The 25,752-nt window shown below is 58.4% G+C and carries 24 protein-coding genes; 11 read left to right on the top strand and 13 right to left on the bottom strand.

The window, feature by feature from the left end; all coding sequences use genetic code 11:
- The first annotated feature begins 13 nt into the window (after positions 1–13).
- The 6 genes from RCF31_RS13925 to RCF31_RS13900 are packed head-to-tail and all read left to right on the top strand — an operon-like array spanning position 14 to position 6,617.
- On the top strand, positions 14–1,609 hold the full coding sequence (locus tag RCF31_RS13925; protein WP_299448363.1) for an ABC transporter substrate-binding protein: 1,596 nt from the start codon (positions 14–16) through the stop codon (positions 1,607–1,609).
- Positions 1,609–2,619: an ABC transporter permease gene (locus tag RCF31_RS13920; RefSeq protein WP_416411200.1), complete on the top strand. Its 1,011-nt coding sequence runs from the start codon at positions 1,609–1,611 to the stop codon at positions 2,617–2,619. Before RCF31_RS13925 ends, RCF31_RS13920 begins: the two co-directional genes overlap by 1 nt.
- Positions 2,616–3,515: an ABC transporter permease gene (locus RCF31_RS13915; RefSeq protein ID WP_416411199.1), complete on the top strand. Its 900-nt coding sequence runs from the start codon at positions 2,616–2,618 to the stop codon at positions 3,513–3,515. The genes RCF31_RS13920 and RCF31_RS13915 overlap by 4 nt, the downstream gene beginning before the upstream one ends.
- Complete coding sequence (locus RCF31_RS13910; protein WP_299448370.1) at positions 3,516–4,343, top strand: ABC transporter ATP-binding protein; 828 nt, start codon at positions 3,516–3,518, stop codon at positions 4,341–4,343.
- Between the two features lie 25 nt (positions 4,344–4,368).
- On the top strand, positions 4,369–5,109 hold the full coding sequence (locus tag RCF31_RS13905; protein WP_416411198.1) for an ABC transporter ATP-binding protein: 741 nt from the start codon (positions 4,369–4,371) through the stop codon (positions 5,107–5,109).
- Positions 5,106–6,617: a serine hydrolase domain-containing protein gene (locus RCF31_RS13900; RefSeq protein WP_416411197.1), complete on the top strand. Its 1,512-nt coding sequence runs from the start codon at positions 5,106–5,108 to the stop codon at positions 6,615–6,617. The genes RCF31_RS13905 and RCF31_RS13900 overlap by 4 nt, the downstream gene beginning before the upstream one ends.
- A gap of 57 nt (positions 6,618–6,674) precedes the next feature.
- Here RCF31_RS13900 and RCF31_RS13895 read toward each other — a convergent pair whose 3' ends face one another.
- The 9 genes from RCF31_RS13895 to mntP all read right to left on the bottom strand — a co-directional run bounded on the left by RCF31_RS13895 (position 6,675) and on the right by mntP (position 16,869).
- Positions 6,675–7,496, bottom strand: coding sequence for a M55 family metallopeptidase (locus RCF31_RS13895; protein WP_416411196.1), 822 nt, complete (start codon positions 7,494–7,496; stop codon positions 6,675–6,677).
- Positions 7,493–8,536: a P1 family peptidase gene (locus RCF31_RS13890; RefSeq protein WP_416411195.1), complete on the bottom strand. Its 1,044-nt coding sequence runs from the start codon at positions 8,534–8,536 to the stop codon at positions 7,493–7,495. Before RCF31_RS13890 ends, RCF31_RS13895 begins: the two co-directional genes overlap by 4 nt.
- A 2-nt stretch (positions 8,537–8,538) precedes the next feature.
- The gene (locus RCF31_RS13885) at positions 8,539–9,423 is read right to left on the bottom strand and encodes an ABC transporter permease subunit (protein WP_416411194.1); all 885 of its coding nucleotides are present in this window, start codon (positions 9,421–9,423) and stop codon (positions 8,539–8,541) included.
- Positions 9,423–10,352, bottom strand: coding sequence for an ABC transporter permease (locus RCF31_RS13880; RefSeq protein ID WP_013510939.1), 930 nt, complete (start codon positions 10,350–10,352; stop codon positions 9,423–9,425). Before RCF31_RS13880 ends, RCF31_RS13885 begins: the two co-directional genes overlap by 1 nt.
- A gap of 52 nt (positions 10,353–10,404) precedes the next feature.
- Entirely contained in the window at positions 10,405–11,946 is a 1,542-nt protein-coding gene (locus RCF31_RS13875) for a glutathione ABC transporter substrate-binding protein (RefSeq protein ID WP_416411193.1), read from the bottom strand.
- 19 nt (positions 11,947–11,965) lie between these two features.
- Positions 11,966–13,837 (bottom strand): dipeptide ABC transporter ATP-binding protein, encoded by a 1,872-nt coding sequence (locus RCF31_RS13870; protein WP_416411192.1) that lies wholly within the window; start codon positions 13,835–13,837, stop codon positions 11,966–11,968.
- 18 nt (positions 13,838–13,855) lie between these two features.
- On the bottom strand, positions 13,856–14,821 hold the full coding sequence (gene dgcA / locus RCF31_RS13865; RefSeq protein ID WP_416411190.1) for an N-acetyl-D-Glu racemase DgcA: 966 nt from the start codon (positions 14,819–14,821) through the stop codon (positions 13,856–13,858).
- 1 nt (position 14,822) lies between these two features.
- On the bottom strand, positions 14,823–15,830 hold the full coding sequence (gene dgcN, locus RCF31_RS13860) for an N-acetyltransferase DgcN (RefSeq protein ID WP_299448389.1): 1,008 nt from the start codon (positions 15,828–15,830) through the stop codon (positions 14,823–14,825).
- 466 nt (positions 15,831–16,296) lie between these two features.
- Positions 16,297–16,869 carry a manganese efflux pump MntP gene (gene mntP / locus RCF31_RS13855; RefSeq protein ID WP_084877771.1) on the bottom strand — a complete coding sequence of 191 codons (573 nt, stop codon included), beginning with the start codon at positions 16,867–16,869 and terminating at the stop codon, positions 16,297–16,299.
- Positions 16,870–17,152: 283 nt separating this feature from the next.
- On the opposite strand from mntP, the gene RCF31_RS13850 reads away from it, so the two are divergent.
- The gene (locus RCF31_RS13850) at positions 17,153–17,395 is read left to right on the top strand and encodes a DUF1158 domain-containing protein (protein ID WP_084877774.1); all 243 of its coding nucleotides are present in this window, start codon (positions 17,153–17,155) and stop codon (positions 17,393–17,395) included.
- Here the strand turns inward: RCF31_RS13850 and RCF31_RS13845 are convergent.
- Positions 17,385–18,029: an FMN-dependent NADH-azoreductase gene (locus RCF31_RS13845; protein ID WP_416411188.1), complete on the bottom strand. Its 645-nt coding sequence runs from the start codon at positions 18,027–18,029 to the stop codon at positions 17,385–17,387. The two genes, RCF31_RS13850 and RCF31_RS13845, sit on opposite strands and share 11 nt — an antisense overlap.
- An 81-nt stretch (positions 18,030–18,110) precedes the next feature.
- Positions 18,111–19,553, bottom strand: coding sequence for a PLP-dependent aminotransferase family protein (locus RCF31_RS13840; protein ID WP_416411187.1), 1,443 nt, complete (start codon positions 19,551–19,553; stop codon positions 18,111–18,113).
- A 64-nt stretch (positions 19,554–19,617) separates the two neighbouring features.
- On the opposite strand from RCF31_RS13840, the gene RCF31_RS13835 reads away from it, so the two are divergent.
- The 3 genes from RCF31_RS13835 to RCF31_RS13825 all read left to right on the top strand — a co-directional run bounded on the left by RCF31_RS13835 (position 19,618) and on the right by RCF31_RS13825 (position 22,615).
- Positions 19,618–20,073, top strand: a complete 456-nt coding sequence (locus RCF31_RS13835) for a carboxymuconolactone decarboxylase family protein (RefSeq protein WP_416411186.1) — start codon at positions 19,618–19,620, stop codon at positions 20,071–20,073.
- 510 nt (positions 20,074–20,583) lie between these two features.
- On the top strand, positions 20,584–22,197 hold the full coding sequence (gene mqo, locus RCF31_RS13830) for a malate dehydrogenase (quinone) (protein ID WP_299448400.1): 1,614 nt from the start codon (positions 20,584–20,586) through the stop codon (positions 22,195–22,197).
- A gap of 235 nt (positions 22,198–22,432) precedes the next feature.
- The gene (locus tag RCF31_RS13825; protein ID WP_416411185.1) at positions 22,433–22,615 is read left to right on the top strand and encodes a hypothetical protein; all 183 of its coding nucleotides are present in this window, start codon (positions 22,433–22,435) and stop codon (positions 22,613–22,615) included.
- 219 nt (positions 22,616–22,834) lie between these two features.
- Here RCF31_RS13825 and RCF31_RS13820 read toward each other — a convergent pair whose 3' ends face one another.
- The gene (locus RCF31_RS13820) at positions 22,835–23,428 is read right to left on the bottom strand and encodes a LysE family translocator (RefSeq protein WP_416411184.1); all 594 of its coding nucleotides are present in this window, start codon (positions 23,426–23,428) and stop codon (positions 22,835–22,837) included.
- Between the two features lie 135 nt (positions 23,429–23,563).
- Here RCF31_RS13820 and RCF31_RS13815 point away from each other — a divergent pair, with 135 nt between their 5' ends.
- Positions 23,564–25,054, top strand: a complete 1,491-nt coding sequence (locus RCF31_RS13815) for a PLP-dependent aminotransferase family protein (RefSeq protein WP_299448404.1) — start codon at positions 23,564–23,566, stop codon at positions 25,052–25,054.
- Here the strand turns inward: RCF31_RS13815 and RCF31_RS13810 are convergent.
- The gene (locus tag RCF31_RS13810) at positions 25,021–25,644 is read right to left on the bottom strand and encodes a glutathione S-transferase family protein (RefSeq protein WP_208716864.1); all 624 of its coding nucleotides are present in this window, start codon (positions 25,642–25,644) and stop codon (positions 25,021–25,023) included. The two genes, RCF31_RS13815 and RCF31_RS13810, sit on opposite strands and share 34 nt — an antisense overlap.
- Between the last annotated feature and the right edge of the window lie 108 nt (positions 25,645–25,752).

Here is a 25,752-nt window from a genome sequence, read left to right as displayed (position 1 = left end):
GTTGGGAGTTTACATGGTTACCAGAAGACGTTTTCTTGCAGGATGCACCGCCGTACCGTTCCTTTCGTATCTCAGCCTTAATTCTGCCTTCGGTGCCACCCCGCCCAGCATGCTGGTGATGGCGATGCAGCTGGACAACATCACCAGCCTCGATCCGCACGAAAGTTTTGAAGCTATCGGCGGCCAGATCTGCGGCAACCTTTACCAGAAGCTGGTGATGCCCGATCCGCAGCAGGCCGACAAAGTGATTGGCGCACTGGCCAAAAGCTGGGATGCCAGCAGCGACAATAGCGTTTACACCTTCCATCTCGATCCGGCGGCAAAATTTGCCGATGGCTCACCGGTGACCGCCGAAGATGTGGCTTTCTCCATCGAACGTATCGTAAAACTGGATAAAAGCCCGGCATTTATTATCAACCAGTTTGGCTTCACCAAAGACAATGTCACCCAGCTGGTGACGGCGAAAGATACCCACACGGTGGAGATGAAACTGGGCGCACCGGCCGCCGAGACGTTCCTGTTGTATTGCCTGTCAGCCACTGTCGGCAGCATCGTGTCGAAGAAAGCCTGTCTGGCGAACCAGCAAAACAACGATTTCGGCAACGGCTGGCTGAAACAGCACAGCGCCGGTTCTGGTGCCTTTACCCTGCGCACCTGGAACGCCAGCGAAACGGTGATTCTGGAACTCAGCCCGCAGTTTAGCGGCGAGAGCAAAATCAAACGTGTGATCCTGAAACACATCGCCGACCCGGCAGCACAGGCGCTGATGGTGCAAAAAGGTGACGTGGATGTGGCCTATGACCTGACCACCGAACAATTGTTGCAGGTGAAAGACGACCCGAAACTGTCGCTGGTGAATCAGTCGCTCTCCGCCATTATGCTGATGTCGTGCAACACCAATAACCCGTACCTGAAAAAACCGCAGGTATGGCAGGCACTGAAATGGGCGCTGGATTATGACAGCATCCAGAAAAACATTCTGTCGATGAGTTTTACCACTCACCAAAGTTTCCTGCCGAGCGGCTTCCCGGCAGCGCTGGACGATACGCCGTTCCACAAAGATCTCAGCAAAGCCAAAGCGCTGCTGGCGGAAGCGGGTTATCCGGATGGCTTCGAAATCACCCTTGATCACTACTCGATGCAGCCGTACCCGGATATCGCGCAGGCGATTCAGACTCAGCTGGGCGCGATTGGCATCAAAGTGTCACTGATTGCCGCCGAAAACCGTCAGGTGCTGACAAAAATGCGCGCCCGTCAGCATCAGCTGGCCCTTACCGTGTGGGGCGCGGATTATTTCGATCCTAACTCCAACACCGAAGCCTTCTGCGTCAACACCGACAACAGCGACAACGCGCGCAACCGTACGCTGGCCTGGCGTTGCAGCTGGTCTGACGATGAGTTCAACAAGCTGACCGAGCAGGCACTGCACGAACCGGATGCGGCCAAACGTATCGCCCTGTATCACCAGATTCAGCAACTGGGGCGCGAGAAGAGTCCGTTTATCTACATGATGCAGAGAACACGCAACACGGTCTGTGGCAAAAATATCAGTGATGTCCACATGACGGTACTGGAGCAGTGGCCGTATGAGCAGGTGAAAAAAGCCTGATGCCGTTACTGAAGAAAATCGTCAGCACCCTGAGCAGCCTGGTGCTGACGCTGTTTGGCCTGTCGGTTTTGACCTTTTTCATTGGCCGCGTGATGCCCACCGATCCGGTGCTGGCAGCGGTCGGTGATAACGCGCCCCAGTCGGTGGTGGAGCGCGTGCGTGCGGAGATGGGGCTGGATCAGCCCCTTTACATCCAGTTTGGTCATTACCTCAATCAGCTGTTACATGGCGATCTCGGCAAATCGATTCTGACCTCCAACCCGGTCACCACCGATATCGCCCGTTTCTTCCCTGCCACCATGGAGCTGGCGACCGCCGCGATTATTATCGCCGCGCTGGCAGGCATCCCGCTTGGCGTGTGGGCGGCGGTACGCCAGAGCACCTGGGTGGATCAAACCATCCGCGTGGTTTGCCTCGCCGGTCATTCACTGCCGGTGTTCGTGCTGGCGCTCCTGAGCCTGCTGGTGTTCTACGCAGTGCTGGGTATTGCGCCGGGGCCGGGGCGGCAGGACATCATCTGGCAGGATATGGTGCCGCAGGTCACCGGCTTTCTCACCATCGATTCCCTGCTGGCGGGAGAATATGACGCCTTCCGCGATGCGCTGGCACACATGGTGCAGCCGGTGTTAATCCTCGCTTATTTCAGCATGGCTTACATCACGCGTATGACACGAACCTTTATGCTCAACGCCCTGAGCGGCGAGTTTGTCATCACCGCGCGCGCCAAAGGTCTGTCTTCACGCCGCGTGATTTGGCGACATGCGTTTCCCACCGTGGCGGTGCAGCTGGTGACGGTACTGGCGCTGACCTACGCCGGATTGCTGGAAGGCGCGGTGGTAACGGAAAACGTCTTTGCCTGGCCGGGCCTTGGGCAGTATCTCACCACCTCGCTGATGAACGCCGATATGAACCCGGTGGTCGGCGCAACCCTGCTGGTGGGCACCGTGTATGTGCTGCTCAACCTGCTGGCTGACATTCTCTATCGACTTTGGGACCCGCGCGTAAAATGATCTTTTTCTCTCGTGACTGGCTGCTTGATGACACCCCCGCCAACCGCCGTCAGGCGGTGTGGGGCCGTCGTTATCGCCTGTGGCTTAGCCTGCGCAGCAACACGCTGGCGATGGCGGGTCTGCTGGTGATTTTACTGATGCTGCTGCTGGCGCTGTTTGCTCCGCTGCTGACGCCATTCGATCCCGGCACCCAGCATCTCGATAATCGTCTGGCCTTGCCATCGCTGACGCACTGGCTCGGTACCGATGAGCTGGGACGCGATGTCTGGACGCGCATTATCTATGGCGGACGCACCACGCTCGGCATGGTGATTGCCGTGGTGCTGCTGACGGCCCCGCTGGGGCTGCTGGTTGGCTGTATCGCCGGTTATGCCGGAGGGATTGTCGATAAGGCGCTGATGCGTCTGACCGACATCTTCCTCGCCTTCCCGCGTTTGATTCTGGCGCTGGCGTTTGTTGCCGCCCTGAAACCCGGTGTGGAGAGCGCGGTGCTGGCGATCGCCCTCACCGCCTGGCCGCCGTATGCGCGTCTGGCGCGTGCCGAGACCCTGCAATTCCGCCACAGCGATTTTATCGCCGCCAGCCGCCTGACCGGTGCATCACCGCTGCGCATTATCCTGCGTCATATCATGCCGTTGTGCGTGCCCAGCCTGATTGTGCGCGTCACCCTCGACATGAGCGCCATCATCATCACTGCCGCCAGCCTTGGCTTTCTCGGCATGGGAGCGCAGCCGCCCTCGCCGGAATGGGGCACGATGATCGCCACCGCCCGCCGTTTTCTGTTCAGCCAATGGTGGGTGCCGCTGATGCCGTGCATCGCGATTTTCCTGACGTCGCTGGCGTTTAACTTTCTTGGCGACGGTCTGCGCGACGTGCTGGACCCGAAGGAGCGCTAAATGCTGGTGGAAATTGACAACCTGCGCATTGCCTTTCGCAATCGAACAGAAACCTTTGAAGCGGTACGGGGCGTCAGCTTTAGCGTGGGACGCGAGAAGTTTGCCATCGTCGGCGAAAGCGGTTCCGGCAAATCCCTGACGGCGCGCAGCCTGATGCAGCTGCTGCCGGGCAATGCTGAGGTGACGGCGGATGTGCTGCGCTTTGACGGCATCGACCTGCGCGGTGCCAGCGAGAAAGTGCTGCGGCAGATTCGCGGCAAGCGCGTCGGTTTTATTTTGCAGGACCCGAAATATTCGCTCAATCCGGTGATGACCATCGGCCAGCAGATTGCCGAAGCCTGGCGTGAGCATAAAGGTGGCAGCAAAAAAGCGGCGATGCAGGCGGCGATTGGCTTGCTGGAACAGGTGAAAATCCGCGATCCCGCCCTGGTGGCGAAGCGCTACCCGCACGAGGTATCCGGCGGCATGGGCCAGCGCGTGATGATTGCCATGATGCTGGCACCGGACCCGGAATTGCTGATCGCCGATGAACCCACCAGCGCGCTGGATGCCACGGTACAGGCGGAGATCCTGCGGCTGATTGACGATCTGGTTTCAGCACGCGGCATGGGGTTGATCCTGATTAGCCACGATCTGCCGCTGGTGTCGCATTTCTGCGATCGCGTGGCGGTGATGTACGCCGGACGTATCGTCGAGCTACTGGATGCCGGGCAGCTGCAACAGGCGCAGCATCCCTATACCCGCGGCCTGCTGGCCTGCCTGCCGTCGCTGCGTCATCCGCGTGAGCGGTTGCCGGTGTTGCAGCGTGACGCGGCGTGGCGGGATTAATAACGTATTTGTACGAGCAAAACACATGATTCAAATCGATAATCTGCGCATCGCTTTTGGTGCGCACACCGTGGTGAAAGACGTCAGCTTTGCGGTCGGTAACGGCGAGAGCTTTGGTCTGGTGGGTGAAAGCGGTTCTGGTAAATCCACCATTCTGCGCGCCCTCGCCGGGCTGAATGAACACTGGCAGGGCAGCATGACCTTCGGTGGTCAGGCACTCAGCGCCAAACGCAGCCGCGCTTTTTATCGTCAGGTGCAGATGGTGTTTCAGGACCCGTTCGGTTCGCTGCATCCGCGCCAGACCATTGACCGTATCCTGCACGAACCCTTGCTGGTGCATCAGATTGATCGCGCCGAACAACGTATCAGCCAGGCGCTGAGCGAAGTTGGTCTGCCTGCGGCGGTGCGTTTTCGTTACCCCCACCAGCTTTCTGGCGGGCAGCGCCAGCGTGTGGCGATTGCCCGCGCGTTGATTGCCGAGCCGGAAGTGCTGCTGCTGGATGAACCGACCTCAGCGCTGGATGTTTCGGTACAGGCGGAAATCCTTAATTTACTTAGCGATCTTCGCAGTGAACGCAAACTGACCTACATTATGGTGACACACAATCTCGCGGTGGTAACGCACCTGTGTCAGCGTATTGGCGTGATGCAGCATGGCGAGATGGTGGAGCAGCTGAGCGCGGATGACCTGCGCGCCCGGCGCATCCAGCATCCGCACACCGCGCAACTTTTTGATCTCAGCATGACGCTGGAGGAACCGGCATGACAGCCCACTGGCAACAGGCCGCAGACATTGCAGAATCGATCGTTCAAAGCTGGCAACAACCCGGTGCACCGGGCGGTGCCATCGTACTGTTCGATGCCCACCATATTCACTCCGCGCATTGCGCCGGGCTGGCGGATCTGGCCCAGCAAACGCCGTTCAGCATTGATAGCGTGGTGCGCTTTGCTTCCATCACCAAACATCTGTTCGCGGCGCTGGTCACCGGCCCTGGCCGACGTTACCTGCAACTGGATGACCGGCTCGACCAGCATCTGCCACAGCTGACCGGAGCCAATGGTGCCGTCACCGTCGGCCAGGCGCTGGATATGAGTAGCGGGCTGCCGGATGTACGCGAAACCCTGTCGCTGCTGGGATTGTCGGTGTACAACGCCACCACCGCCGCCGATTTGCTCGATTTTCTGGCGCGTGAGGGCGACCTCAGTTACCCGCCGGGCAGCGAGATTTCTTACACCAACACCGGTTACCGGCTGGTGGAAGAAGCGCTGAAAGCCAAAGGGGTGCTGTTCAACGATCTGCTGCAACAATACGTTTGTGAGCCGCTGGATATCAATCTGACTGCGCCTGAAAGCTGGTTCGATATCGTGCCCGGCCTGGTACCGGGTTACTGGAACAATGGCGAGCAATGGCAGCTGTCCAGCGCTGGCTTGCATCTGTCGGCTTCCGGCAGTGTCACCGGCAGTCTGCGCCATCTGACGCGCTGGCTGCAAAGCTTGCTGGCGGATAGCGGGCCGGGCGCAGGGGTACTGCAACGGCTGAGCGCGCCGCGCAACCTGAACGATGGGCGTACCAGCGGCTATGGCCTCGGCCTGACCAGTTCCACCCTCGGCAGCCAGACCTTGTTTGGTCACGGCGGTTCCCATGCCGGATACAAAAGCTATTTCCTGCTGCACCCGGAACTCAAAATCGGTGTGGCGCTGGTGGCGAACCGCGAGGACGTCACCACCTCGGAAAGTGCCCTGCGCATTCTGGCAGCGGCGCTGGGCCGCACGCTGCCGGAAAAAGGTCACGATCTGACACCGGGTTTATATGTGGCCCCCACCGCCGCCGATTGGCTGGAGATCAAAGGCGTCACTGCCACCTGGCTGGGCGCGGGTGAAACACTGTGGCGCGATGAACGTCATGGCGATGCGGTGTCGCTTTCCAGCACCTTTCCAATGCAGTTACGTCATGATGGTGAGGCAATTGTCGGTGAAATCGGCCATGCGGCACGCCGCTTTGAGCCGGTTCAGCCGGACCGTGCCAGCCTGGATAACTTACAGGGGCGCTGGTTTGCCGCACCGTGGCGCAGCGAAATGGTGATTGAGGGCGAGACGCTAACCATGGGGATTGGCCCGGCGGCGATTCGCGCCACGCTGCAATCGCTGGGCGGCGACCGGGTACTGGCCACCGCGATGGATGGCCCGTGGGAGAAACGTTTTGTCCTCGCGCAATCGGGGGATCGCGTGCGGCTGCTGTTAAATCGCAGCCGCGTGGTGTGCTTTACGCGCTAAAACCCGCGCGATAAATCGCGCCGCTACAAACCGCATCTGCCCGTGTAGCGGCGCTATTTAATTTTGCGTACTCGCCAGATAAGAGAAGGCGCTCAGCAGGCTAATCAACGTGCCCATCTTCTCTGCACGATAGCCGACCGTCACCGCATCAATCCGCGTGACGCCGGGGATCAGGCTAAACAGATCGGCCAGCACCGGCTTGCTTGCCTGGAGCTGCATCTCATACGGGGCACTCAGACGCGTGGTTTCGACCTGGCGCGCACGTTGTACCGCAGCGGTGGCGGCAGCACGGATGGCGGTTTGTGCCGCCTGCGGGCTGATGGATTCCGCGCAGGTATGAGAGATGGCGCGTTTGACACAAACGTAATCAACCGATGGATAATGCTCCGCCATCCAGCCCTGAAGCTGATCGTCGCCACTCACCAGCCACAGCGGTGTACCCTGCTCGGCCGCAGCGGCAGCATAAATATCGCTCTCGCCCATCACTTTGCCGTTGATGTGAATGCGCCAGAAGGCGCGGCCATTGATGGTGTGCGCCAGCACGCCCGGCTCTCCCGCCGCGCTGTGATAACCGATAAAAAACAGGCCATCGAACGGTTGTTGTTCCAGCCCTTCCACCATCGACAATCCACGCGGTTTGCCCTGCACCAGCCGGGCGCGCGGATCGATGTTTTCCGCACGCAGATTGGTCATTTGCGCATGACTATCGGCCACTACCACCTCGGTGGCCCCTCCGGCAAATGCCCCTTCAATGGCGGCGTTCACTTCCTGCTCCATCAATCCACGCGCCAGCTGATATTCTGCATGGCCCGGTGAACATTGTTCCGGGCGCATGACGCCCGCGATGCCTTCGATGTCGGCTGAGATAAAGATTTTCATTGAGATAACCTGTCTAAAACATCCGTTAATGCAGGACGGTGGTGGCCGCGAAAACCGGTGACGGCGGTAGCCGCGAGCAACGCATCCAACACCGCGTGTTCAGTGGCATCGGCAGCAGCGGCCAGCAGCGGTTCAAGCGCGGCATCCTGCGGCGGTTGTGGCTGGGCCTGGGTGGAGAAGGCCAGCGCGATATCGCCGGAACCGTGCCCCCAGTAACTGCCGAGCCGCCCGAGACCCGCCCCGGCGCGTTTTGCCACGCGCTTCAGTTGACGTGCATCCAGCGGCGCATCCGTCGCCATGATGATGATGATGGAACCGGCATCACGCTGTGGCGTCAGTTCCGGCAGCAGCGGCTCTATCATTTCACCGAGCCGCACACCGTCCAGCGTTAACGCGGTCAGCGCGCCAAAGTTTGCCAGCACCAGCACCCCCAGCGTGGCATCCAGCGCCGGGATCAGACGCGAGGCGCTGCCGATGCCGCCTTTCAGGCTGAAGCAGCTCATACCCCGCCCGGCACCGACGCTGCCACGGGCAAAATCCGTCTGCGCAGCGTTTAACGCCTGCTGCGCCAGCGCTTCCGTTACCGCCAGCGCCTGGATGTCGTTCAGCCAGCCATCGTTGCACTCCAGCGCCACGGGATTGACCGTCGGCAGGCTGCGGCCCAACTCCGGGTTGCGGCTGATGGCATCGCGCACCAACGTGGTAAACAGCGTGCCGACTGCCAGCGTGTTGCTGAGCAGGATCGGCGTCTGCAACACGCCCAGCTCCTCCACCTGCACCAGCCCCACCGGTTTGGCAAAACCGTTAAATACCGCCGCCGCACAGGGCAGCGGCTGCTGAAACAGGTTATCGCCCGGCGGCACAATCGCCGTGACGCCGGTCTGGATTTCCCCGGCGTCCAGCGTGGCGTGACCAACGCGCACGCCGGGCACATCGCTGATCAGGTTGGTCAGCCCACAGGCGCTGCGCGGCTGACCGAGCTGACGCGTTTCGCGCCAGCGTTGCAGCAGCAGGTCGCGCTGCATCTGTTGAAAATCCATGCTTAGCTCTTCAGTTTGGGATCCAGCGTATCGCGCAGGGCATCGCCCAGCAGGTTAAACGCCAGCACCGTGATAAAAATGGCCAGACCGGGGAACACGCTGATGTGCCACATGCCCGCCATCATCATATTGCGGCTCATCGCGAGGATGTTGCCCCACTCCGGGACGTCCGGCTCCGGGCCAAGACCGATAAAACTCAGTCCGGCTGCGGTGAGGATACTGGTGCCGATGCGCATGGTGAAGTAGACAATCACGTTCGACAGCGTACCCGGCAGGATATGACGCAGCAGGATCACCCGATCCGGTGCCCCGGCACAACGCACTGCCTCCACATAGGCAGCCTGCTTCAGCGATAACGTTGAGGCACGCACGATGCGGGCGAACACCGGTACGCTGAATACCGCCACCGCGATGATCACGTTATTCAAACCCGGGCCGAGAATCGCCACCACCGCAATCGCCAGCAGCATGCCGGGGAAGGCGAACAGCACATCGGAACCACGCATAATCAGCATGTCGATCCAGCGGCCATAGTAGCCCGCCAACAAGCCAAGTAGCACACCCACCACCATGCCAAGCGTGACCGACACAACGCCGACATACAGCGAGATACGCGCGCCATAAATAATACGGCTGAGCAGGTCACGACCCAGATCGTCAGTGCCCATCCAGTGCGCGGCAGACGGCGGTGACGACAGCGCCATCCAGTCCGGTGCCATCGGGTCCCACGGGGCCAGCCACGGGGCGAAAATCGCCACCAGCACCAGCAGCAGCACAAAGCCGCCCGACATCAGCGCCAGAGGATTGCGCACAAAGGCGTGCAGGAAATCGCGCCACGGCGAACGGATGGTCTCCTGCGTTGTGGCAGGCAGAGATTGCAGACTCATCATGGCTCCTGTCGCAGGCGAATCGCCGGGTTAACGACCGCATATAGCAGGTCTACCAGCAGGTTAATCACAATAAATTCAAACACGAACAGCATCACCAGCGCCTGAATCACCGGTTGGTCCTGCGCTTTGATCGATTCGATCAACAGCCAGCCGAGACCCGGCCAGTTGAACACGCTTTCCACCACGATCGATCCACCCAGCAGAAAACCAAACTGCAAACCCAGCATGGTGATCACCGGGATCAGCGCATTACGCATCACGTGTTTCCAGGTGACGAGGCGATTACGCAGCCCTTTCGCTTTGGCGGTGCGCACATAATCCTCCTGCGCCACTTCCAGGAAGGCTGAGCGGGTAAAACGGGCCATCACCGCCGCCACCGAGGAGCCAAGGGTGATGGCAGGCAGGATGATATCGGTGGGCTTATTGAAGCCGCTGACCGAGAACAAACCAAACGGCATGGCGACGAACTGAATCAGCAGCAGGCCGAGCCAGAAGGTCGGCATTGAGATCCCCCCTACCGCAACGCTCATCAGCGTCCAGTCTTGCCATTTGCCGCGTTTCAGCGCCGCCAGCACGCCCAGAAACAGACCAAGGATTACCGACCAGGCAAAGCCCGCCAGCGCCAGCCACATGGTCGGCATAAAGCCTTTTTTGATCACGTCCAGCACCGGTTGTTGCGTGCGATAGGTCACGCCAAGATCGCCGCGGAACAAGCCACCGAGCCAGTGCAGATATTGTTGCGGCAGCGGATCGTTAAGACCGAGGTGCTGACGCGCCGCTTCCACCGCTGCCAGCGGTGCATCCGGTCCAGCGTAGATACGCGCCGGGTCGCCCGGTAGCAGTTTGATGAAGCCGAACACCAGCAGCGAGACCACCAGCAGTACCGGGATCATCTCCAGCAGGCGACGAATAATGTATGCGAACATGCGATTCCTTCAGGCGTAGCGGCACGAAAAATCGCGCCGCTACGGTTTGTGCTTATTTAAATGCAGCCTGGGTATACAGGAAGTTGCCATCCGCCAGCATGGAGACGCCGGTCAGGTTGCTGCGCTTGCCCACCAGGTTATCCGGCGCACCGAGGAAGGCGACAGGCGCATCTTTCCACAGCAGTTTCTGCGCTTCGGCATAGGCCACGCCGCGTTTTGCCGGGTCAGCCGTTGCCAGGCCACCGGCAATCGCTTTATCCACCGCCGGGTTGCTGTAGTAGGACACGTTGTACGAGGTCGGCACCCAGGACTCAGTGGCGTACAGCGGACGCAGCGCCCAGTCAGCATCACCGGTTGAGGTTGACCAGCCACCGTAGTAGAGGTCGAACTCGGCCTGCTTCGGATCCTTCACGCCCCACAATTTGGCGTTACGGGTGCCGGAGTCCATCGGGGTGACGGTAACGCGGATACCCACCGTCGCCAGCTGCGCTTTCAGGAACTGCGCTGCACGCACGCTGGCAGTGGCATTGGTGGTCCACAGTTTCAGATCCAGGCCGTTCGGATAACCCGCCGCTTTCAGCAGCGCTTTGGCTTCATCCGGCGCATAGCGGTAGTTCGGGTCGCTTTGCTTCTGATAAAACTGCACCCCTTCCGGGATAGCCGAGGTGGCCGGTTTACCCATCCCGGCGAACGCCACTTTCAGCCACAGGTTGCGGTCGATGGCATAATTGATCGCCTGACGCACGCGCAGATCCGCCAGCGGCTTATGCTGGGTGTTGATCGCCATGTAGTAGAGATAAATACTCGGATCGCGCTGGATCGCCAGCTTGCTGTCATTCTGTACGGTGCTGATCAGATCGGACGGCAGTGGCCAGATCGCATCCACCTGGCCCGACTTAAGCGCTGCGACGCGAGTCGCATCTTCCGGGCTGGGCGAGAAGGTGACGTTATCCACTTTCGGCCAGCCTTTCTGCCAGTAACCATCGTATTTGGTCAGGGTGACGGCTTTACCTGGCTGCCAGTCCACAAACTTAAACGGACCGGTGCCGACCGGATGTAAACGCAGCTGCGCTTCATCCGGGTACTGTTTCAGAATCGCCGGGCTCCACATCACTGCCGACGGGTGTGCCAGGGTGTTGATAAAGGCACCAAAGGATTGGTTCAGCTCAACTTTGACCTGATCCGGTGCCAGCACCGTGACTTTCTGGATCATCTTGTAGAGGCTGTTGCGCTTCAGACCTTTGGTTTGATCGGCCAGACGATCAAGGTTGGCTTTCACCGCTTCCGCATCGAACGGCGTGCCATCCTGGAAGGTGACGCCTTTACGCAGCGTCAGGGTGAATTCGGTGGCGCTGTCGTTGCTGGTGTAGCTGGTGGCCAGCCAGGGTTGCAGCTTCATCTGCGCATCAAACTGGAACAGGCGTTCAAAGATACCGCTCTGCACTGAATAGCTGACGTTGTCAGAGGTGTCGTGCGGGTCGAGACCGGTGATATCGGCATACATCGAAATATGCAGATCCTGCGCCTGTGCGGCAGCCGCCAGGGAGAGGGTAAGTCCGAGTGCGAGCGAAGTGCGACGGAAAAACGGGTTCATAAAATCTCCTGGTATTGGGTTAGCGCGAAACAATGCCGTCAGCGACCCAGTGCTGCGGCGCAACCTGGCGATAACGGGGTTTAATGACCGTTTCTCCCACCTTGCGTAACGGCGAAGGAATCTCGCTGTCGTCGAAGGTGCGTAGTGGACGGTTCTGTGGATCAGCCACTGGCACCGAGGCCAGCAACCGTTGGGTATAGGGATGCTGTGGGTCATTGAATACCGACTGACGTGGTCCCAGCTCGACAATCTGTCCGAGGTACATCACCGCCACGCGGTTGGCGATACGCTCGACCACTGCCATATCGTGCGAAATAAAAATCCACGACACACCGGTTTGCTGTTGCAGATCCATCATCAGGTTTACCACCTGCGCCTGAATCGACACATCCAGCGCCGATACCGCTTCGTCGGCGATAATCACCTTCGGTTTCAACGCCATCGCGCGGGCAATGGCGATGCGCTGACGCTGGCCGCCGGAAAATTCATGCGGATAACGGCGCGCATGTTCCGGCAACAGGCCAACGCTTTTCAGCAGTTCTTCCACCTGCGGCGTCGCTTCCTCCAGCGACTTCACCACCCCATGCAGCAGCAATGGCTCGGCAATGGTAAAGCCCACGGTCAGACGTGGGTTAAGCGAGGCGTAGGGGTCCTGAAACACCATCTGGATTTCACGGCGCAGCGGCTGAAACTGGGCTTCTTTCAGGTTGGCGATTTCATTGCCCTGAAAATGGATGCTGTCGGCGTCGCTGTGAATTAAACGCATCAGCGCCCGGCCGGTGGTGGACTTGCCACAGCCGCTCTCGCCGACAATCGCCAGAGTTTCTCCCGGCCACAGGGTAAAATCGATCTGCTCCACCGCGTGTACCTGATGGGTCAGTGCCGAAAAAATGCCGCTGCGAATCGGGTAATAGACTTTCAGGCCGCGTACATCGAGCAGCGGTTTATCGTCGTAACGCGCGGTGCGCTGTTCAGCGTTATCGGTCGGTTGCGCGCCGAGCAGCGGAAAACGCTGCGGCCACGCGTGTTCACGCATATCACCGAGTTTTGGCACCGCAGCCAGCAAGGCTTTGGTGTAAGGGTGCTGCGGCGCGTTAAAGATTTCCGCCACCGTTCCCTGTTCCACCACGTCGCCGCGATACATCACCACGACGCGATCGGCCACCTCCGCCACCACCCCCATGTCGTGGGTGATAAACAGCACCGCCATTTCTTTGGCACGTTGCAGGTCGCGCAGGATGTGCAGAATGCGTGCCTGCACCGTGACATCAAGCGCAGTGGTGGGTTCATCAGCGATCAGCAACTGCGGATCGCAGGCCAGCGCCTGAGCAATCATCACGCGCTGTCGCATCCCACCTGACAGCGAGTGTGGGTAGCTTTTCATCACGCGATCGACATCGGCAATGCGCACCTGGCGCAGCAGTTCACGGGCGCGCGCGTCTGCCTCGGCTTTACCGCAAATCTGCTGATCACGTAGCGCTTCGGTCAGCTGGTCGCCAACGCGTAACACCGGGTTCAGCGAGGTCATCGGCTCCTGAAAAATCATCGACATCTCACGGCCACGCAACGCGCGACGCTGGTTTTCGTTGAGTTTTTCCAGCTGATGCAACTGACCTTTGCGGTCACGAAACTGGATGGAGCCGCGATCAATACGACCCGAGGCCGCCAGCAGCCCCATTACCGCCAGCGAGGTCACCGATTTGCCCGATCCGCTTTCGCCGACCACCGCCACGATTTCCCCTTTGTGTATCGCAAAATTGATGCCTTTCAGCGCCTGGCTGACGCCGCTACGGCCACGAAAGCTGACGCTGAGATCCTGAATAGCGAGGACCGGCGCCGTCGCGGAACCGGCAACGCTGGCGGCGTTGTGAATAAGTGAAGTGTCCGTCATCGTTGCTCCGCGTGCGGGTTATAGCCAGATTCGGCCCTGGGAATAGGAGAGGAACGGCGAGCTGTCGGCCGCCAGCCAGATCGGGCCATCAAGATCGATATGCTCAGCGGCAATCGCCACCGGTAGCGCCGCTTCCATGGCCAGCGATGAACCCAGCATGCAGCCCACCATCAGACGCATATCCAGCTTCTGCGCTTCTTCCACCATCGCCAGTGCCTCGGTTAATCCGCCGCATTTATCCAGCTTGATGTTGATCATCTCGTAGCGATTGCGCAGCTGCGCAATATCTTCCCGCGTGTGGCAACTCTCGTCGGCGCACACCGGAATCGGATGGGTGAAACGTTGTAAATCCTGATCCTGACCCGCCGGTAACGGTTGCTCGACCATCGCGATGTTGTAGGGCAACAGCGCGTTGAGCAGGCTGTGCAAATCCACCCCGGACCAGGCTTCGTTAGCATCAATAATCAGCGTGGCATGGGGGGCTGCCGCGCGAATAGCCGCCACTTTTTCGAGGATTTCTTCACGATTCAGTTTAATTTTCAGCAGGATCGCGCCGCGTGACACCGCATCTTCCGCGGCGGCGGCCATATTGGTGACTGTATCGAGGCTAAGGGTTTCGGCGGTGATCACCGAAATCGGCTGTTCCTGCTGCGTCAGATGCCAGAAGGATTGCTTCGCCAGCGCAGCGTCGAGCCGCCAAAGCGCGCAGTCCAGCGCATTACGCGCTGAACCGGCATGCAGACGGGTTTGCAGATCGACACGGCTGAGGCCCGCTTCGATGTCGGCGCGCAACGCTTCCAGTTCAGCGTTAACGCTTTCCGGCGTTTCGTCGTAGCGCGGCGTGGGGGTGCATTCGCCGCGACCAATAAAGCCGTTCTGCTCCAGGGTGACGCGGATCACCGTCACTGCGGTGCGTGTGCCACGCGAGATGGCAAACGGACGCGCCAGCGGCAGCTCCAGCACTTCAATCTGCATGCGCCGCATCTTAGCCACGCTCCTTCAGCAACGCGGCGATATCAGCGATGCCAAAGCGCACCGGGTCGGTGGCGGGCACGCCAAATTCGGCGCTGACTGCGGCGCAGTAAGCACGCGCTTCTTCTTCGCTGTAGTTCGAGGTGTTGATGGCAAAACCTGCCAGCTGTACCGAATCGCTGGTGACGGCCGCCGCACGGAAGTTAGCGTCTACGCAATCTTTCAGGCTCACCATCGGCTGATGCGGCAGATGACGCATATGCGGGCGACCCATTTCGTGGCACATCACCAGCCAGTGCGGCTGCGCACCGTGGATCAGGCCCATAGAAACACCGGCATAGGATGGGTGGAACAGCGAACCCTGGCCTTCAACTATATCCCAGTGGTCATCTTCGTTAGCCGGAGACAGGGCTTCTGCCGCACCGGCGATGAAGTCAGCGATGACGGCATCGATAGCGATACCTTCACCCGCAACCAGAATACCGGTCTGACCAGTGGCGCGGAAATCGGCTTTCATACCGATGTCACGCATTGCTGCTTCCAGCGCCAGCGAGGTGTACATCTTGCCGACGGAGCAGTCGGTGCCGACAGTAAGTACACGCTTACCGCTGCGTTTCTTGCCGCTGCCGACATCCAGTTTCGGACGCATATGACGGATATCGAACAGCTCGACGCCATATTCCTGCGCCAGCGCCACCAGCTCCGGCTCATCCACCAGACGATGGTGCAGACCGCTGGCAACGTTCATACCGGCTTTGATGGCGTTACACACGGTTGCCAGCCAGTGCTGCGGCAGATAACCACCGGCGTTGGCGGTGCCGAGCACCAGGGTTTTCGCCCCGCGCGCTTTGGCGGTGGCAATGTCGAGTTCTTCCAGACCGAGGCTAACGCTACAGCCCGGCAATTTGATTTCGCCCACGCACTGCTCCGGTCGCCAGACCTGGATGCCGCGTGCGGTTTTTGCTGCCAGTGGATCGGTAACGTCGCCAAGAAAAAGTAAATAAGGTTGAGGGATCAGCATGATGTTCTCGTGTCAGACAGGTGAATAGGACCTGGGCTGACTATTTCATGCAGCGCGAAGGGGTGACGAATGCTTGTTTAGTTATAGGGTATAACCTGAGGCTATAGTCAGATCAAAATCCGATGACTGAAGGCGTAAAACGGCGATTTCAGGGGGAAAATGGGGAGATAACGGGCGGGAGAGATAAGAAAATCATTGATAATCACCGGTCGATCCCTGACCGCGATTATCGAGGGTTGCGTGCGGGGGACTTAGTTTAAAGCACCCGGCGGTACGTGTTTGTAAGTTTCAACATAAGCACGAAACACGTATTTGAAGAACCGTTTCATAAAGCACCTGATTAAAAATAAGTTGAGAAATACTAAAAAAAGTATAGCCCCAGCCTGTTTTCTAAGCAAGAAACTTTGAAGCAGATCACAAAAACGAAGGTTTTAAGCAACTGCACAATCCGCTAATGACTAAAACCTTAACTGAACCAACCCATATGTTCCACCAGAATGGTGCAACCGATACAAATTAGGACAACGCCCCCCAGCACTTCCGCCCATTTGCCCATTACCGGGCCGATAAAGCGGCCAACCAGCACGCCTGTGGTCGCCATAATGGTGGTGGCAGCGCCGATGGTCAGGGCGGTCAGCACGATATTGACCTGTAAAAATGCCAGACCCACACCCACCGCCAATGCATCGAGGCTGGTGGCCACGGCGGTTAACGCCAGCACCATAAAGCCGTGGCGCTGCGGTGGCTCGCAAGGTTCACCGGCGGTCTGACTAAAGCCAGCCATCATCATGCGGCCACCGAGTAACGTCAGCAGGCCGAATGCCAGCCAGTGGTCCCAGGCCATCACATAGCGGCTGGCTGCCAGGCCAATTGCCCAACCAATCAGCGGGGTGAGCATTTCAATCACACCGAAAATCAGACCGGTGCGCAGCGCCTCTTTGAAATCCGGGCGATGCAGGGATGCGCCTTTGCCAAGTGCTGCGGCGAAGGCGTCCATCGACATACCAAAGGCCAGAATCAGGGTTGCGATAAATGTCATGATTTTTCAGTCAACGCAGACCAAAAGGCCGGAAAGCCTGAGGTTTATCTGCATTTTTTGTTCAGTAATGAAAAAGTGCGCGCAGTCTAACACGCAAATTCACTAAAAAAAAGACAGTAAAATCATGGATTTAAGTATAGCAAAGGCTATAACTCTTAACTATCGCTAAATATGTCGCTAAGTGAATGGAATAGAAGAAAATTATTGGGCTGACAACCCCGGGGATTGCACCCCGCCGGGCTTTGTGCGCTAATGCCCGCGCGATTTGCTGTGGAATTTTGCGATGAAAAATCCGTTAGAAACCCTGATTATCCCTGGCGGTATTCTGCTGCTGGGCTTTCTCTCTGCGCTGCTGCTGCCCGCTCCGGCATTTAGCCTGGCGATGGCAAAGAGCCTGCAAACCCGGTTCCATTTGCAGGATCTTAATCAGCTTTACACCATTGTGTTTTGCCTGTGGTTTCTGCTGCTGGGCGCGATTGAGTTTTTCGTTATTCGCTTCGTCTGGCGTCGCTGGTTCAGGCAGTAACCACGGACCCGGCCCATTGCGCCACCACCCCATCCAGATCGCGGTAAGCCTGGGCTAAACCGGCTTCACGCGCGGCCTGGTCGGCAAATGCCAGCGGTTCAGCGTTAACAAATTGCGGATGCTGGATGCCGATAAAACCAAAGGCGGCACGCAGGGCTGGCGTCAATGCATCCATCTCTGCATAGGGTGAACCCGGTTGCAGGCTGGCCCCGCGCGTGGTGATAAACAGCGCTTTCTGGCGCGTGAGATTGCCAATCACATTTTGTTGTTCATCAAAGTGATAAGTCAGATTGGTGCGGATGATGGCATCAATATAGGCTTTAAAAGCGGATGGCATACTCCAGTTGTACATCGGCATGGCAAACAATAAGGCATCGGCGTTGAGCAGTTGCTCGCATAAGCGATCCGAATCCGCCAGCACAGCTTTCATACGTGGCGTGCGCTGCTCTTCGGGCGTGTAAGTCGCCTGCGCAAACTCTCCCGTGACATGGCTCACCGGATGCAAATCCAGATCGAGATAGTCCACCTGCAAATCCGGGGATTCCGCCTGCAAACGCTCAACAAAATAGCGGCTCAGCGCACGTGAGTTGGATTTGGCGCCTTTCGGGCTCACATCGACATGTAACAATTTCATGACTAAGGTTCCTCACTGATAACAATGAGGCGTACCTTAATCCTCAGCATGGACCAGAAAAAGGGTCAAGAATGCAGTTTTTTACTGGTCCATTCGTCGCTGATGCGCATCTACCAGCCATTTCAGCCGCTCGGCGCAGCGCGCGAAACCTTCACGCGGTAGCTGAGTGACCCCCAGCAGGAAACCGTATTGCCGCCCGGATTCATGCTGATACCAGATCGATAACGGCGACGGTGCCAGGCCATAAGCCAGCGCCTCACGCGCGATTTGCTGGTCTGGCGTGCCTGCTGCTAAGCGGATAATCACCGCCAGCCCGGCACGCTGCACATCAGGAAAATGCGGGCGTAACGCGGCAACAATCCCCTCCAGCCTTTCATGGTAGACCCGCTTCATACGCCGCAGATGGCGCAGGAAATGACCCTCACGCAGAAACTCCGCCACCGCATCATGCAGCAACGCTGAGGACGCCGGAGCCAGTAAGGCGCAGGTATCGGCAAAGCGCGCCGCAAGCCGCCCAGGTACCACGACAAAACCGAGGCGCAGGCTGGGGCTGAGGGTTTTGCTGAAGGTGCCGACATGGATCACCCGCCCTTCGCTATCGATCGCCGCCAGCGCCGGAGCGGCACGGCTGCCCAGCTGTAACTCCCCCAGATAATCATCTTCAATAATCCAGCGTTGCTGGCTGCTGGCCCAGGCCAGTAACGCCTGACGGCGCGGCAGCGACAGCGTGATGCCCAGCGGAGCCTGCTGACCTGCCGTGACCAGCGCAAACGCCGCATCAGGAGCGCGTGCCACACCCTCTGCCACCTGTAACCCTTCGTCATCAACCGGAATGCCCACCGGCGTCACATGCATCTGCTGCAACGCGGCCCGTGCCAGCATAAAACCGGGTTCTTCCATCCATGCCTGCTGGCCGTGCACGCCGAGCGCCAGCGCAATCAGGCCAAGCGCGCCCGCATAGCCGTTGGTGATGAAGATTTGACTCGACTGGCATTGAATACCGCGCGCCACCGCCAGATAGCCCACCAGCGCCTGCCGCAGTGCCAGGCTGCCGCGCGGATCGGGATAACCGCGCGACTGGCTGGCCTGCTGTCGCGCCTGGCGTTGCAGTACACGCGTCCAGACCTTAGCGGGGAAGGCGTCGCTGGCGGGAACGCCCATCTGAAAAGTGAGTGGCGGGGTGTCAAAGTCATAGACCATATCCAGCAGCGGCGATCCCGCTGCCATTACCGACGCGCGTGGTGGCTGGGTCACCGCCGCCGCTGCCACAAAGGTTCCCGCTGCGCCTTTCGCCACCAGCAGCTGGCTATCAACCAGCATGTCATAGGCACGACGCACCGTGCCGCGAGCCACCCCCAGCTGCGCCGCCAGGTCGCGACAGGAAGGCAACCTGGCCCCTGCTGCCAGCTGCCCATCATCAATCGCGCTGCTGATGACCTGCCGCAGCTGTTCACTCAAACCACGCGTATCCGCACGATCCAGCGTCAGCGCCAATGGGCCACTGTTTTTGTCATTTTTTGGCACTTTTGCTGCTCCATAAGGCGATGAACAATGCACCTGTCAACCATAACTGATTGAGGTGAGGAAAATGAGCCAGCGTATCGATTTTTACAGTGCTGCTCCCGGCGCGATGAAAGCCCTGGGCGGCGTTTATAGTTATCTGTCACAAACTGACCTGTCGCACAGCCTGCTGGAGCTGGTTTTTCTGCGGGTTTCGCAGATCAACGGCTGCGCCTACTGCATCGACATGCATACTCAGGCGCTGCATAAAGCAGACATGCCGTGGCATAAAATCGTGTTAACCCAGGTATGGCATGAATCGGGCGCGTTGTTTGATGCACGGGAGCAGGCGGCACTGGCGTGGGCTGAAAGTCTGACGCTGATTGCCAGCCGGGGCGCGCCGGATGCGCTGTTTGCCCAGGTCAAAGCGGTATTTAGTGATAAGGAAATCGTCGATCTCAACGTGGCGATCGGCCTGATGAACACCTATAACCGGCTGGCGATCAGTCTGAAAAAGTTACCCGATAGTGCGCCGCGTGATTGAAAATTCTTCTGACGGGTGCGTCAGCGCGCACCCAAATTCGTTATCACACAAATGTAACATTATTTTTACACGACATGGCGAAACATTGCGCAACATAAAAACCGCATAAAAAATCAAATTTTGTTAAAGTTAATATTTTCATTAACTTACAATTAACCCATTGGTGTTACGACCTTTCTGACCCCTACAAGCCCATCACAATATCGCAACATACCCCCTCTCGTAACCGTCTGATTAGGGGATAAAAATCCCTTATGACAAGCAGGTTGAACTGATTAATTCTTATGCTGAATCATTTCTGCATTTAAAAAATAAACAAACGTTTAATTCCGATACGAGAATGTTATATTCGAATGACTATGCATAACGTGCAGTTAACCGTTAGCACCCCCACGACTTAACCTGAGTCTTAACCTTTGAGAAACAGTACGACGCGCTCGAAAGAAGCGTGACTGTTTCGCCTGCGAACCTGTTGAACTTCAGGTCAACAGAGAGAGGAGATGTCGCCTCATGAGCAAAACTGCGGTAAATCTGGCGCTGGCAGTAAGCGCCGCTGGCATGGATAGCGCTAGCCTTCAGGAGCGAAAAGACGTCGATGTGCTGTTGATTGGCGCTGGCGTGATGAGTGCTACCTTAGGCACCTGGTTGCAGGATCTGGAGCCGGACTGGTCAATTGAGATGGTCGAACGCCTGGCAACGGTGGCAGAAGAGTCTTCCAATGGCTGGAACAATGCCGGTACCGGCCATGCTGCGTTGGCAGAGCTGAACTATACGCCGCAGAAGGCAGATGGCAGCATCGATATTGCTAAAGCGGTGGCAATCAACGAATCGTTCCAGATTTCCCGCCAGTTCTGGGCGTATCACGTGCAGAAAGGCAACCTGCGCAATCCGAAAAGCTTTATCCACAGTACGCCGCACATGAGTTTCGTCTGGGGTGACGACAACGTTGAATTTTTGCGCAAACGTTTCCACGCGTTGCAGAAAAGCACCCTGTTCCGGGGCATGGAATACTCGGAAGAACGCGAACAGATTTCTCAGTGGATCCCGCTGGTGATGAATGGCCGCGACAAAAAGCAGAAAGTGGCCGCCACCTGGACCGAAATGGGCACTGACGTGAACTTCGGTGAAGTCACGCGTCAGCTGATTGCTTCGCTGGAGAAGAAAGCCAATTTCCGTCTGCGGATGCAGCAGGAAGTGCGTGATATTAAGCGCCTGAGCGATGGCCGCTGGCAGGTTAGCCTGTTCAATCTGGTGAGCGGTGAAAGCCGTCTGCTCACTACTCGCCAGCTGTTTATCGGCGCGGGCGGCGCGGCTCTGCCGCTGTTGCAGAAATCCGGTATCCCGGAAGTGAAAGGCTACGCCGGTTTCCCGGTTGGCGGCTCTTTCCTGGTAACGGAGAACCCGGAAGTGGTGCAGCAGCATATGGCGAAGGTGTATGGCAAAGCCTCGGTCGGCGCACCGCCGATGTCAGTGCCGCATGTGGACACCCGCGTGCTGGATGGTAAGCAAGTGCTGCTGTTTGGCCCGTTTGCCACCTTCTCCACCAAATTCCTCAAACAAGGCTCGCTGCTGGATATGTTCGGCGCGATGAACGGCAGCAACCTGATGCCGATGATGCAGGTTGGCCTGAAAAACTTCGATCTGGTGAAGTATCTGGTTGATCAGGTGCTGCAAAGCGACAGCGACCGTATGGAAGCCCTGCGTGCCTATGTGCCGCAGGCGAAGCAGGAAGACTGGCGTCTGGTGACGGCAGGCCAGCGCGTGCAGATCATCAAAAATGATGAGAAAGACGGCGGCGTACTGCGTCTTGGCACCGAAGTGGTCACGTCTGAGGATGGTACGATTTCTGCGCTGCTGGGTGCGTCTCCGGGAGCATCAACGGCAGCTCCTATTATGCTGGAGCTGATGGCCAAAGCCTTCCCGGAGCAAATGCGTTCGCCAGAGTGGCAGACCAAAATCCGCGCGGTACTGCCATCATGGGGTCGTAAGCTGAATGGTGATGTGGCGCTGACCGAGAAAGTGCTGAGTGACACCAGCCGCGTGCTGCAACTGGATTATGCGCCGGTGACGCCGATGGCGGCGAACGACGAAGGACGAGAAACGGCCCACGTCGTGGGGAAGTAAGGTCTTAACGGCGGGCTAGGGGCTAGCTCCGCAGGGGTTCCGCCCGCCAGGCTTTAGGCAGTTTCAGGGCCGCCTGTGCAGGCGGACGGGCAAAGGTCCGAGGGCGCGGACCTTTGCAATCCGCGCCCTGCGGCGTCCTCGCGCAGCGCTTCGCGCTGTTCCCTCGCTTATCACTCAGGCCAACGGACCTCGCGGATTCGCCATCCATGGCTCATGCCGCCCTCTCGCCGCATCCATGCGGCTCGTCCTGGCCTTCACTCTGCACTCGGCGCTGCGAATGCCGCCAACACCCCCGCCTGAAAACCCGCAGAAAAAAGAAAAACAAACAGCAAAAGAAAAAACACAGAAAATCATCGATGTGGCAGCGGTGCTGAAGCGCCATCCGAACTCGCTGAGCGCGGGAACGATTCCAGGATGAGCCGCATGGATGCGGCGAAAGGCGGCGTTGAGCAGGAGCGAATCGACGCCGGTCCGTCGGAAGCGTGAGTAAGCGAAGGGACCGCGAAGCGGCGAGGCAGGCGGCGCAGGGCCGGGGAATGCAAAGGGGACGGCCAGGTCCCCTTTGCTCGGTCGCCGCACCGGCGAACTGCAACTGCCGGTGCATGTAGCGAACGAAACCACGCTATAGCAAACGAAATCACGCCGTAGCGAGCGAAATCGCGTCAGCCAGCATCCATCCTGTTGTCGCCACCAGCGACAACGCCATCAAACTATTAAACGCCTGACGTTTCCACGCCACCTGTAAATGGCTACGCAACTGATCCCCCAGCGCCGCCCAAATCAAAATACAGGGCAGGTTAAGCAGCGCAAACCCCAGTACCACCGCCATCACCCCGTTGCTGTTGGCATACATCAACGCCACGTTGGTCGCCATCAGCCAGGCTTTAGGGTTGACCGCCTGGAAGCAGGCTCCGGCGAAGACGGTCATCGGCTGGACGCTTTCCCGCGCCTGCGGTGCCCCCGCACGAAAGATCTTCCACGACAGCCACAGCAGATAGCCACATCCCACCAGCGTCAACGGCAGGCGCACCGCGCTCATCCAGTTCAGTAACACTTCCAGCGCCATCCCCGCCAGTACCACCTGCACCGCACACCCCAGCAGAATGCCGAACACCATCGGCAGGGTGCGCTTCAGGCCAAAATTGACCCCGGAGGTGGCGAGCAGCAGGTTATTCGGGCCCGGTGTGATCGACATAACGGTGACATAACTGAAAAAAGAGGGATCGAGCATGATGCGGTTCCTGATTGGTCAACATGGCTTCATGCTAATCGTGACGGAACAATGGAAACAGAGACACAAAATGACTATTGTTATGGTTACAGTTTATCAGAAAATCAATTGTACCCATCATGTGTGGAGGCTTTTGTGTCCCTTCCTCTTTCGACCGGTCAGACGCTGTATCAGCAGCTGGCCGATAGCTTTGCCGAGTCCATCCATCAGGGCACCCTTAAACCCGGTAAACGCCTGCCTGCTATTCGCCGCGTGGCGCAATCGCATCAGGTCAGTATCAATACCGTGCTGAATGCCTGGCAAATCCTGGAAGATCGCGGCCTGATTGAAGCACGACCGCAGTCCGGATATTACGTGCGCACCGTATTGCCTGCGGTGACGCGCCCGGTACAGAAACTGCGGGCGAAAGAGGATGATCCCAGCGCTCAAAAGCTGGAACTGATTGAGCAGGTGTTCGCCGCGCAGAATAACCCGGATTACACCAATATCTCGCTGGCGTGCCCGCAGGATAGCGAACTGTTTCCCGCCGCCCGACTGAGCCGCATTACTGCTTCGCTGCTGCGGCGCGATCCGGACCTTATCGGGCGCTACGTGCTTCCGCCCGGTAGTAAGCGCTTACGGGAGGAGATTGCCCGCCGCAGCCTGCATGTTGGCATCAATCTGACGGTAGATGACATCACCCTCACCCACGGCTGTATGGAAGCGTTGCAACTGGCGCTGCGGGCAGTCACCAAACCGGGCGACTGCGTCGGGCTGGAATCGCCCACCTACTTCTTTCTCTTCCCGCTGCTGGCTTCGCTGGGCCTGAAGGCGCTGGAGATCCCCACCGACCCGCAGCAGGGATTATCGCTGGACGCGCTGGAGATGCTGCTACAGGAACAACGGATTCAGGCGCTGATCGCCATGCCCGGGGCACAGAATCCGCTTGGCTACGTGATGCCGCTGGCAAATAAGAAGCGTCTGGCGAAGTTGGTGAACACTTACCATCTTCCACTGATCGAAGATGGTTTGTACGATGAATTGCAGTTTGACTGGCCGCTATCGCCGCCGGTTAAGGCGTTCGACAACGAGGGCTGGGTGATTTATTGCACCAGCTTTACCAAAACCGTGGCACCGGATTTCCGTGTGGGCTGGACCGCTGCCGGGCGTTTTCACGAGAAAATTGCCCGTCTGAAGGCGGTATCGTCGATGTCGGAGTCGCGTCTGCTGAGCGAGGTGCTGGCGGAATTTCTTGCCAGTGGCGGTTACGATCACCATCTGCGCACGCTGCGTCGCCGTTATGCCGCCAATCTGGATGCAGCGCGCGGCATTATCGCCCGACATTTTCCCCAGGGCACCCGCGCTACCCTGCCGCGCGGCGGCTTTGTGTTTTGGGTCGAACTGCCGGGCAAAGTCGATACCGTGGAGATGTTTCAGCGGCTGTTGCAGGAACAAATTTGTCTCACGCCGGGTGCGCTTTATTCACTGAGCGAACGCTACACCCATGCACTGCGCCTCTCCTGCTGCTATCCGTTCGATGCGCGTTATACCTGGGCGCTGGAACGTACCGGCGCGCTGGCCTGTGAATTAAGCGGCCTGCCGCCGGGTCAGGATCAGGGCGTGCCGTTGCGGCCCCAGGTGGTGTAGCCTTCGCGCTCAGTGAGACGTTCGTAATAGGTGCGTACCGCCGGTAAATCGGCATGTTCGAGCGGGGTTTCAAACCAGCGGTTCACCGCCAGACCAATGGGAATATCCGCCAGCGTGAAGTTGCGCCCTGCGACGTAGCGCCCGGTTTTTTCCAGCTGCTGGTTGAGAATGCCCATGGTGTGGTTCCAGCCTTTGCAGGCAGCGGCCAGCAGGCGTTCATCCTGATGTGCCGGTGAATTGCGCACCAGAGACATAAACGCGTAGCGCCATGAAGTGTTAAGTTCAGTAGCCTGCCAGTCCGTCCATTGATCGATCGGGGCGCGGGCGCGCGGATTTTCCGGATAGAGCCATTCGCCGCCGTAACTGGTAGCCAGGTAACGCAGGATGGCATTGGATTCCCACAGGACAAAATCGTCTTCGATAATCACCGGGATCATAGCATTGGGGTTGAGCGCCATAAATTCTGGCGAGTGCAGCGATTTGTTTTCATCACCCCAGACTTCATGCTCGTAAGGAATATCCAGCTCTGCACACAGCCACAGAACTTTACGCACGTTAATTGACGATGTGCGGCCAAGAATTTTTAACATAGCGAACTCCGGTTGCATAATTGTTAATCTATTCATAGCCCTATTGATTACCTTTAGCAATCAACATCATGTAAATCCGGATTTCAAGACAACCTCAATGAGGAAGGA

The sequence above is a fragment of the Pantoea sp. App145 genome, assembly GCF_047947045.1.
Taxonomy (GTDB): Bacteria; Pseudomonadota; Gammaproteobacteria; order Enterobacterales; family Enterobacteriaceae; genus Pantoea.
Note: the sequence above shows the minus strand (reverse complement) of the source record. Positions and strands in the feature narration are given on the sequence as shown.

Coding starts and splice junctions, on each gene's coding strand:
- RCF31_RS13925 (WP_299448363.1), top strand. CDS start 14: ATGGTTACCAGAAGACGTTTTCTTGCAGGATGCACCGCCGTACCGTTC.
- RCF31_RS13920 (WP_416411200.1), top strand. CDS start 1,609: ATGCCGTTACTGAAGAAAATCGTCAGCACCCTGAGCAGCCTGGTGCTG.
- RCF31_RS13915 (WP_416411199.1), top strand. CDS start 2,616: ATGATCTTTTTCTCTCGTGACTGGCTGCTTGATGACACCCCCGCCAAC.
- RCF31_RS13910 (WP_299448370.1), top strand. CDS start 3,516: ATGCTGGTGGAAATTGACAACCTGCGCATTGCCTTTCGCAATCGAACA.
- RCF31_RS13905 (WP_416411198.1), top strand. CDS start 4,369: ATGATTCAAATCGATAATCTGCGCATCGCTTTTGGTGCGCACACCGTG.
- RCF31_RS13900 (WP_416411197.1), top strand. CDS start 5,106: ATGACAGCCCACTGGCAACAGGCCGCAGACATTGCAGAATCGATCGTT.
- RCF31_RS13895 (WP_416411196.1), bottom strand. CDS start 7,496: ATGAAAATCTTTATCTCAGCCGACATCGAAGGCATCGCGGGCGTCATG.
- RCF31_RS13890 (WP_416411195.1), bottom strand. CDS start 8,536: ATGGATTTTCAACAGATGCAGCGCGACCTGCTGCTGCAACGCTGGCGC.
- RCF31_RS13885 (WP_416411194.1), bottom strand. CDS start 9,423: ATGAGTCTGCAATCTCTGCCTGCCACAACGCAGGAGACCATCCGTTCG.
- RCF31_RS13880 (WP_013510939.1), bottom strand. CDS start 10,352: ATGTTCGCATACATTATTCGTCGCCTGCTGGAGATGATCCCGGTACTG.
- RCF31_RS13875 (WP_416411193.1), bottom strand. CDS start 11,946: ATGAACCCGTTTTTCCGTCGCACTTCGCTCGCACTCGGACTTACCCTC.
- RCF31_RS13870 (WP_416411192.1), bottom strand. CDS start 13,837: ATGACGGACACTTCACTTATTCACAACGCCGCCAGCGTTGCCGGTTCC.
- dgcA (WP_416411190.1), bottom strand. CDS start 14,821: ATGCGGCGCATGCAGATTGAAGTGCTGGAGCTGCCGCTGGCGCGTCCG.
- dgcN (WP_299448389.1), bottom strand. CDS start 15,830: ATGCTGATCCCTCAACCTTATTTACTTTTTCTTGGCGACGTTACCGAT.
- mntP (WP_084877771.1), bottom strand. CDS start 16,869: ATGACATTTATCGCAACCCTGATTCTGGCCTTTGGTATGTCGATGGAC.
- RCF31_RS13850 (WP_084877774.1), top strand. CDS start 17,153: ATGAAAAATCCGTTAGAAACCCTGATTATCCCTGGCGGTATTCTGCTG.
- RCF31_RS13845 (WP_416411188.1), bottom strand. CDS start 18,029: ATGAAATTGTTACATGTCGATGTGAGCCCGAAAGGCGCCAAATCCAAC.
- RCF31_RS13835 (WP_416411186.1), top strand. CDS start 19,618: ATGAGCCAGCGTATCGATTTTTACAGTGCTGCTCCCGGCGCGATGAAA.
- mqo (WP_299448400.1), top strand. CDS start 20,584: ATGAGCAAAACTGCGGTAAATCTGGCGCTGGCAGTAAGCGCCGCTGGC.
- RCF31_RS13825 (WP_416411185.1), top strand. CDS start 22,433: ATGCGGCTCGTCCTGGCCTTCACTCTGCACTCGGCGCTGCGAATGCCG.
- RCF31_RS13820 (WP_416411184.1), bottom strand. CDS start 23,428: ATGCTCGATCCCTCTTTTTTCAGTTATGTCACCGTTATGTCGATCACA.
- RCF31_RS13810 (WP_208716864.1), bottom strand. CDS start 25,644: ATGTTAAAAATTCTTGGCCGCACATCGTCAATTAACGTGCGTAAAGTT.